The sequence below is a fragment of the Pseudomonas sp. genome, from assembly GCF_049645325.1.
Taxonomy (GTDB): Bacteria; Pseudomonadota; Gammaproteobacteria; order Pseudomonadales; family Pseudomonadaceae; genus Aquipseudomonas.
On the sequence record NZ_JBARTQ010000372.1, the window covers coordinates 1 to 8498 of the forward strand.

10 protein-coding genes are annotated in these 8498 nt (G+C 61.5%); 5 read left to right on the top strand and 5 right to left on the bottom strand.

Annotation, left to right across the window (positions count from 1 at the left end):
- Nucleotides 1–62: 62 nt before the first annotated feature.
- Complete coding sequence (locus WBB95_RS16310; protein WP_424488527.1) at nt 63–851, bottom strand: AraC family transcriptional regulator; 789 nt, start codon at nt 849–851, stop codon at nt 63–65.
- Between the two features lie 85 nt (nt 852–936).
- On the opposite strand from WBB95_RS16310, the gene WBB95_RS16315 reads away from it, so the two are divergent.
- From WBB95_RS16315 to WBB95_RS16335, 5 genes are all read left to right on the top strand, one after another.
- Nucleotides 937–1935 carry a bile acid:sodium symporter family protein gene (locus WBB95_RS16315; protein WP_424488528.1) on the top strand — a complete coding sequence of 333 codons (999 nt, stop codon included), beginning with the start codon at nt 937–939 and terminating at the stop codon, nt 1933–1935.
- An 86-nt stretch (nt 1936–2021) separates the two neighbouring features.
- Nucleotides 2022–2384 carry a type 1 fimbrial protein gene (locus WBB95_RS16320; protein WP_424488529.1) on the top strand — a complete coding sequence of 121 codons (363 nt, stop codon included), beginning with the start codon at nt 2022–2024 and terminating at the stop codon, nt 2382–2384.
- A gap of 112 nt (nt 2385–2496) precedes the next feature.
- Complete coding sequence (locus tag WBB95_RS16325; protein WP_424488530.1) at nt 2497–3681, top strand: sugar transporter; 1185 nt, start codon at nt 2497–2499, stop codon at nt 3679–3681.
- Nucleotides 3682–3726: 45 nt separating this feature from the next.
- Complete coding sequence (locus tag WBB95_RS16330) at nt 3727–4173, top strand: hypothetical protein (RefSeq protein WP_424488531.1); 447 nt, start codon at nt 3727–3729, stop codon at nt 4171–4173.
- 204 nt (nt 4174–4377) lie between these two features.
- Nucleotides 4378–4746, top strand: coding sequence for a lysozyme inhibitor LprI family protein (locus WBB95_RS16335; RefSeq protein ID WP_424488532.1), 369 nt, complete (start codon nt 4378–4380; stop codon nt 4744–4746).
- Nucleotides 4747–4886: 140 nt separating this feature from the next.
- Here WBB95_RS16335 and tal read toward each other — a convergent pair whose 3' ends face one another.
- Genes tal through WBB95_RS16355 form a run of 4 tightly spaced genes read right to left on the bottom strand, consistent with a single transcriptional unit; the run spans nt 4887 to nt 8422 of the window.
- Nucleotides 4887–5810: a transaldolase gene (gene tal / locus WBB95_RS16340; protein ID WP_424488533.1), complete on the bottom strand. Its 924-nt coding sequence runs from the start codon at nt 5808–5810 to the stop codon at nt 4887–4889.
- A 23-nt stretch (nt 5811–5833) separates the two neighbouring features.
- Complete coding sequence (locus tag WBB95_RS16345; protein ID WP_424488534.1) at nt 5834–6787, bottom strand: sugar-binding transcriptional regulator; 954 nt, start codon at nt 6785–6787, stop codon at nt 5834–5836.
- Nucleotides 6788–6832: 45 nt separating this feature from the next.
- Nucleotides 6833–7633, bottom strand: a complete 801-nt coding sequence (locus tag WBB95_RS16350) for an SDR family oxidoreductase (protein ID WP_424488535.1) — start codon at nt 7631–7633, stop codon at nt 6833–6835.
- Nucleotides 7634–7657: 24 nt separating this feature from the next.
- Nucleotides 7658–8422, bottom strand: coding sequence for an SDR family oxidoreductase (locus tag WBB95_RS16355; RefSeq protein WP_424488536.1), 765 nt, complete (start codon nt 8420–8422; stop codon nt 7658–7660).
- Nucleotides 8423–8498 lie beyond the last annotated feature (76 nt).

Below are 8498 nucleotides of genomic sequence, written 5' to 3' on the forward strand. Positions count from 1 at the left end.
CCGCTGTAAGAGCGGAACCAATCCAAGCCATCACCCAAATAACGGATATACACCCAAAACCCTCAACGAAAAAACTCCCCAGGCGTCGCATCAAACTGCTGCCGAAACGCATTGATAAACGCCGAAGTCGACTCATACCCACACCCCAGCGCCACATCCGTCACCCGCTCGCCTTGCTCCAGCGCAGGCAAGGCACTCAACAGCCGTAACCGCTGGCGCCAAGCGCGAAACGTCAGCCCGGTATCACTCAAAAACAACCGGCTGAGCGTCTTCTCACTCACCCCCAGCTTCCCACTCCACTGCCCCAGCGTGGTCTGCTGCTCCGGGTGCAGGTTCAGGCTGCGGTAGATCTGCCGCAACCGCACGTCATGCGGCAAAGGCAGCATCAAATCCACCTGCGGCGCGGCGGCAAGCTGGTCCAGCACCACCTGGGCCAGACGCCCGTCCGGCCCATCCTCGGCATACTCCACCGGCAGTTCGCTGAAGCTGCGGATCAACTCGCGCAACAAACTGCTCACCTCCAGCACCTGGCAACGCTCGGTCGCCCAGGCAGTGACGCTGCAATCCAGATACAGGCTGCGCATCTCCGTGTGTGGCGAGCTGAACACCCGGTGCGGTACGCCCGCCGGGATCCATACCGCACGCTGGGGCGGGGCGACGAAGCGGCCGACGCTGGTCTGGATTTCGAGTACGCCGGAAATCGCGTACGACAACTGCACCCACGGGTGGCTGTGCCGGCGGGTCAGGGCGCGATTGGGCAGCGACTCCGTGCGCCCATACACCGGCCGTGGCAGGCTGGAAAGCCCGGGCACACTGCGGCGGACGGTCTTGTCATGTCCTTTAGGCGGCATTTACTGGCTCATTGGCGTTAGTCGGTAACAAGCCGTTACGTTAGAGTCGCAACGATGCGCTTGGCAACCCCTGGAAGATTTGCTTATGACCCGCCCACGTTTTTTGCCTGACAACTTCACCCTGACCCTGGTGGCCACGGTGATCCTCGCCTCCCTGCTGCCCGCCAGTGGCCAGACCGCCGTGGCCTTCGGCTGGGTGACCAACCTGGCCATTGCGCTGCTGTTTTTCCTGCACGGGGCCAAGCTGTCGCGCCAGGCCATTGTCGCCGGTGCCGGCCACTGGCGCCTGCACCTGCTGGTGTTCAGCCTGACGTTTGTGCTGTTCCCGTTGCTTGGCCTGGCGCTCAAACCCGTGCTGTCGCCGCTGATCGGCAAAGACCTGTACATGGGCATGCTCTACCTCTGCGCGTTGCCGGCCACCGTGCAATCGGCGATTGCCTTCACTTCGCTCGCACGTGGGAACATCCCGGCGGCGATTTGCAGCGCGGCGGCCTCCAGCCTGTTCGGCATTTTCCTCACGCCGTTGCTGGTGACCCTGTTGCTCAATGTGCACGGTGACGGCGGTTCCACCGTCGACGCGATCCTGAAAATCAGCGTGCAACTGCTGCTGCCGTTTGTGGCCGGGCAAATTGCCCGCCGCTGGATCGGTGAGTGGGTAGGGCGCAACAAGTCCTGGCTGAAGTTCGTCGACCAGGGCTCGATCCTGCTGGTTGTCTACGGCGCGTTCAGTGAAGCGGTCAACGAAGGCATCTGGCACCAGATCCCGCTGTGGGAACTGGGCGGTTTGGTCGTGGCGTGCTGCGTATTGCTCGCGTTGGTGCTGGTGGCCTCGACGCTGCTGGGCAAGGCGTTCGGCTTCAGCCAGGAAGACCGCATCACCATTCTGTTTTGCGGCTCGAAGAAAAGCCTCGCGACCGGCGTGCCGATGGCCCAAGTGCTGTTTGCCGGGGCGAGCATGGGCGTGTTGATCCTGCCGTTGATGCTGTTTCACCAGATTCAGTTGATGGTCTGCGCAGCGTTGGCGCAACGCTATGCCAAGCGCCCGGAAAGCATTCCAGAGCTGATGGGGCAGGTGGATCCTTGATCCAGCGCACATCTTTAGCCTAAACCGCTCAAGTTAACGCCCGGCCAGACGACTTACTTATTGAGAGCCCAATAAGGAGTGTCGGCATGAACGTTAAAGGTATTGCGGTGTTTACCGGCCTGTTTTGCCTGTGGGCCGGTGCCTGTGGGGCGGCGCAGACCGTCGGGCGTGGCACCCTCGAGTTCAGAGGGGCCATCGTCGAGCCTGGGTGTGCGACAAATGCGCGCAGCGGTGCGGTGATGGAGCTGAGCGGTTGTGCCCGTTCCAGTCGTGGCAGCCGCGTCGATGTGCGCACTATAGCGCCGGTCGCCAGCGTCAATGCAGCCCATGTGAAGCTGATTGCAGACAGTGGCAACGGGCGTTATTACGACCAGCGCTATCTGCTGGTGGACGGCGCCGGCAAGCCGGTCACGTCGGGTAATTACGTGATCACCCTGACATCGCCCTAGCACCTGCGGCGACGATCCGCGTCAACAGCGGGCCGAGAAACCTATAGAATGCTCGACGGCGGCGCTTGTCCTGGGTGGCCGTTTGATCATCGTCAGAGTACCTCGCCCGTCAATGAGCATTTCAGCCGCAACGCCTCAAGCCAACTGGCAACCGGTCATCGCCCTCGCGCTGGCCGCTTTTGTGTTCAATACCACCGAATTCGTGCCCGTTGGCCTGCTCAGCGCCATTGGCGCCAGCTTCGACATGCCCATCGCCAGTGTGGGCCTGATGCTCACCATCTACGCCTGGATCGTGTCTCTGACCTCGCTGCCGGTGATGCTGCTGACGCGCAACATAGAGCGGCGCAAGTTGCTGATCGTGTTGTTCGCCATGTTTATCGCCAGCCATATCCTCTCCAGCGTGGCGACGAGCTTCGGCATCCTGATGCTCAGCCGTATCGGCATCGCTTTGTCCCACGCACTGTTCTGGTCGATCACCGCGTCGCTGGCCGTGCGCCTCGCGCCCGAAGGCAAACAGGTGCAAGCCCTCGGCCTGCTGGCCACCGGCACGTCGCTGGCGATGGTGTTGGGCATTCCGCTGGGGCGCCTGCTCGGCGAAGCCATGGGCTGGCGCACCACCTTCCTGGTCATCGGTGCATTCGCGGCGGCGCTGGTGTTCTGGCTGGCGCGCACCTTGCCGTTGCTGCCAAGTCAGAACTCCGGCTCCCTGCGCAGCCTGCCGCTGCTGTTCAAGCGCCCGGCGCTGGTGGCGCTCTACGTGCTCACCGCCATGACCGTCACTGCGCAATTCACCGCCTACAGCTACATCGAACCCTTCGTCGAAGGCGTGGCCGGCATGGGCGGCGGCGCCGTGACCCTGATCCTGCTGGTGTTCGGCGGCGCGGGCATCATCGGCTCACTGCTGTTCAGCCTGGTGCACCGCTTCAACCCGCATGTCTTTGTGGTCTGCGCGGTATTCATGCTCGCGGCGTGCCTGGCGTTGCTGCTGCCCTTGAGCGGCGCCGAGTCTTACCTGGTGGTGCTGAGCATTTTCTGGGGCATGGCAATCATGGGCTTCGGCTTGGCCATGCAGTCCAAAGTACTGGTGCTCGCGCCGGACGCCACCGACGTGGCCATGGCGATGTTTTCCGGCATCTACAACATCGGCATCGGCGGCGGTGCGCTGATGGGCAGTTGGGTCGGCAGCCACTTCGGCTTCGCCTGGATCGGCGCGGCGGGTGGCTTGCTGGCGGCGCTGGCGTTGATTGGGTATTGCCTGGCGATTCGGCGTTTTGGGACGGGTGTGGTGAGCAGCTAACACTGCTTTTTCAATGATGACCTTGAGTTTTCGAAGGATCGAATAATGCCTGCTTTTGATTTTTCAGCACCGGGCTCGGTGGGCCCACTGCGTTTCGGTTTGCCTCGCGAACGGGCGCACGCCCTCTTGGGCGAGGCGTTCGAAACGTTCAAAAAGACAGCTGAATCGGTGAACACCACGGACGCCTACGACATCGAGGGGCTTCATCTTTACTACGATGAAAATGACCGGATCGAGGGCGTTGAGTTCTTTCAGGGCAGCCGGTTTTCATGGAAAGGGAACGTCTTGGTCGGTCAGTCTTGCCGTGATTTGAAAAACTTCCTGGGTCTTCATGAAGTCGCCTTTTCATCGCATAACTGCGGTATTGACGCGAAGGCGCTGGGCATGAGTTTTTACATTCCGGATATAAGTGACGAGGGCGATGGCGCCATTGTTAAATGCCTTTACCTTGACCTGTCGGTGGCTGTTTCCACAGGAGGTTATGGGCTGTGAGGCGGACATTGGCGGCACACGCTATGCCGAGGTGTTGGGTACGGTCGGTCTTGCGTTGAAGGCGGCTTACATTGACGCGTTGGACAAATCAAAAAGCGCGCACTAATTCAGGGCCGGGCAGGGGCTGACGTCGTGGCTCAGAACTTTCAGGGGCCATAAGGGCCTACAGCACGAGTTGCCTTTTCTTTCCGGAGCCTACTGCCGATGTCGCATACCTTGATAAAACCCGCTGTCTTCGTCTTACTCACCGGCATGTTCATGCTGCTGCTCAGCCCTGTCAGCTCGGCCGCCAGCTTTGACTGCGCCAAGGCCAAGGCGCCTGACGAAATTGCTATCTGCAAGCACGTCAGCCTCAACGACCAGGACGTGACGATGGCGCTGCTCTACGACCTGAACAAGCACTTCATGGCCATGGGCGGCCGCGGTTCGTTGATGGACGGGCAGGCTGAGTGGCTTAAGCAGCGCCGTACCTGCGGTTCGCAAGTGAGCTGTTTGAGCAATGCCTATACGCAGCGGATCGGCATGTTGCGCAGCTTTATTGATGAGCGGGTGATGACGAAGGGGCCGTTTTGAGCCCGTGCTGATTCTGTAGGCAGGCTCCCACGAGGAGCAGAGGAACGATCACCCATCTGCTTTCCTGTGGGAGCGGGCTTGCTCGCGAATGCGGTGAGTCAGTCAATTCATCTGTCACTGACCCACCGCATTTCACATCCTTACAACGCCGCCAACACCGCCTCCAACTTCTCCTGATCCCGCGCAAACTGACGAATACCTTCCGCCAGTTTCTCGGTCGCCATCGCGTCCTCATTCGAGGCCCAGCGGAACTGCGCTTCGGTCAGTTGCTGACGCGCTTCGCCGTCGGTGCCTGGCACCAGTTTGCGTTCCAGCGTGCCGTTATCTTCGGCGAGTTTTTGCAGCAGGTCCGGGCTGATGGTCAGGCGATCGCAACCGGCCAGTTGTTCGATCTGGCTCAACGTGCGGAAGCTGGCGCCCATCACCACGGTCGGGATGGCGTTGGTTTTGTAGTAGTTGTAGATGCGCGTTACCGACTGCACGCCGGGGTCGTCGGTGCCGGTGTAGTCCTGGCCGGTGCTCTTGCGGTACCAGTCGTAGATGCGACCCACGAACGGCGAGATCAGGAACACGCCCGCATCGGCGCAGGCCACGGCCTGGGCGAAGGAGAACAGCAAGGTGAGGTTGGTCTGGATGCCGGCTTTTTCCAGGCGTTCGGCGGTGCGGATGCCTTCCCAGGTGGAGGCCAGCTTGATCAGCACGCGGTCGCGGCCGATGCCGGCCTGGTCGTACAGCGCGATCAACTGGTTGGCCTTGGCCCACAGCGCGTCTTCATCAAAAGACAAACGCGCGTCGACTTCAGTGGAAATGCGCCCAGGAATCACCTTGAGAATACCCGCACCCACCGCCACGGCGAAGTGATCGCAGGCCAGGCCCACATCACCCTTGGACAGGTTCACGGCATTGCGCAGCAGCTCGGCGTATTCCGGGATGGCGGCGGCTTTCAGCAGCAGGGAAGGGTTGGTGGTGGCGTCCACCGGGCGCAGGCGGCTGATGGCTTCGAGGTCGCCGGTGTCGCACACCACCGTGGTGAATTGCTTGAGTGGTTCGAGCTTGGACGTCATGAGCAGCAGTCTCCAGAAATAGGTTAGTGGTTGAGGGCCTGAGCGGTGTCGAGGTCGGTGATCAGCACGTCGAGGTAACCGCCCTTGAGCGCACCCCGAATCGCCTGGACCTTGTTCAGCCCGCCGGCAAGTCCGAGCACGCGTTGGATCGAGCGCAGCTTGGGCAGCGCAACCGACACCACGAATTCTTCGTCTTCTTCCAGCACCGGCTTGCCCTGGGCATCGAAGTAGCGCAGGCAGATATCGCCCACCGCACCACGCTCGGCCAACAGGCGCAGCATGTCTTCGGTGTAGTAGTTGCCGCTGTTGCGCAGCAGTTGCGAGGGCTCCAGGTCGCCGATGCCGACGATCGCCAGGGTGATGCTGTCAAAGCGTTGCAGCACCTCCTTGACCTCTTCCATCTCGACGATGCGCTGCTTGCTTTCCACCGATTGCTCGATGCTTTGCGAGGGCAGCAAAAACGCCGGGCAGTTGAGCAGGGTGGCCAGGCGTTGGGTGAGCAGAGTGGCCTCAAACGCGCCTTTGTTGCCGACGCCGCCGAGCAGTTGCACCACTTCCTGGGCACCTTGTTTGCCCGGTTGTGCGTGCAAATGGCCGACCATCGCGCGAATGGTGCTGCTCCACGACGAAATGCCGATGTGGTCCTGGGGCGACAGGCTGGTTTCGAGGTAATGCGCAGCCGCCGAACCGATGGCCTGCTTGATGCTTTCATCATTGCCGGGCTCGGTGGCTTCCACCACAATCACCTGGCGCACGCCGTAGCGGCGCTGCAATTGGCTTTCCAGCTCCAGGTGCAGGCCTTGCAGGCGCATCACGCTGATCTTGACCACGCCTTCCTGCAGCGCCCGGCGCAGGGCACGGCTGATAAAGGACTGGGACAGGTCCAGCTGCGTGGAAATCTCGGACTGCTTGAGCCCTTCTTCGTAATAGAGGCTCGCGATCTTGGTGATCAGGCGCTGTTCTTCGATCTGGCTCATGAAGGCCTCGGTAGATGTATCAATGCCGGTGAGGATACCAAACCCTTACGACATGATCAGGCCGCCGTCGATATTGATTGCCTGGCCTGTCAGGTAGGCCGCGTCATCCGACGCCAGAAATGCCACCAGCCCCGCCACATCCGACGGTTTGCCGGCGCGGCGCAGGGGAATGTTCTTGACCCACTCGGCCATCAACTCACCTTTGCCGTAGCGTTTTTCCTCGGTGCTGAGGATCTCGCCCCACACGCGGTCGTTGTAGTCCCACATCTCGCTTTCGATGATGCCGGGGCAGAACGCGTTGACCGTGATGTTATGCCGCGCCAGTTCCAGCGCCAGGCTCTGGGTGATGCCGATCACGCCCATTTTGCTCGCGGCGTAGTGCGGGGTGTAGATGAAACCCTGGCGGCCCTGGCCGGACGAGGTGTTGATCAAGCGCCCGCTGCCTTGCTTGACCATGTACTTGGCGGCCTCACGGCAACCGAGCCACACCCCGGTGGTGTTGACCTGCAGCACCTTGTCGAAGTCGGCGCGGGGCATTTTGTCGTAGTGATCGATGGTGATGATGCCGGCGTTCTGCACCGACACGTCGATGCTGCCGAAGCGCGCGTGGCCTTCGCGGTAGAGCGTTTCGATGTCGTCTTCACGGGTGACATCAATGCCCATGGCCAGGGTGTCGACCTTGTATTCCTGGGCCAACTGGTCGGCGGTGAAGGTCACGCGTTCGAGGTCGTTGGAGGCCAGCACCAGGTTGGCGCCTTCCTGGGCGAAGCGCTCGGCAATGCCGGCGCCAATGCCACGGCAGGCGCCGGTGATCACTACGGTTTTACCGCTGAAACGTTGTGACATGACAAGAGGCTCCAAAAAAAGGGCTTACCAGCAGACGAAACCGCCATCGACCAACAGGTCGACACCGGTGCAGAAGGACGAGGCCTGGCTGACCAGGAAAATCGCCGGGCCGACCATTTCTTCCACACTGGCCATGCGGCCCATGGGCGTGGTCTGTTCAAAAATCTTCACTTGGTCGGCGACTTCCGGCCGCGAATTCATTGGCGTGGCGGTATAGCCGGGGCTGATGCAATTGACCCGCAGGCCCTTGTCGGCCCATTCCATCGCCAGGCTTTTGCTCAGGTGGATCACCCCGGCCTTGGAGGTGTTGTAGTGTGCCTGCAACAGGCCCCGGTTGACGATGCTGCCGGACATCGAGGCGATATTGACGATGGCACCTTTGCCGCGCGGCAACATCACGGCGGCCTGGGCCTGGCAACTGAGGAAAATCCCGGTGAGGTTGATGTCGAGGGTGGTTTGCCAGCGTTGCAGTTCCAGGTCTTCGGCAGCCTGGGCGTTGGCGATGCCGGCGCAGTTGACGGCCACGCTGAGTTCGCCGAGTTCGCGTTCGGTGCGCGCCACTGCGGCATCCAGGGCCGCGCGCTCGGTGACGGTGCCACTCAGCGCCAAGGCGCGACGGCCCAGGGCCTGAATGCGTTCTACGGTGCTGGCGATGCCAGGGCTGCCCGGCAGGTCAAAGCACGCCACGTCGGCGCCGGCTTCAGCGAGCCCAACGGCAATGGCCTGGCCGATGCCGCTACCGGCGCCGGTGACAAAGGCGACCTGGCCCTGAAGACTGAAAAGTTGCATGAATTTCTCCCAATACTGAATACACCGAGAATCTAAACTGTGGGAGCGGGCTTGCTCGCGAATGCGGTGTGTCAGT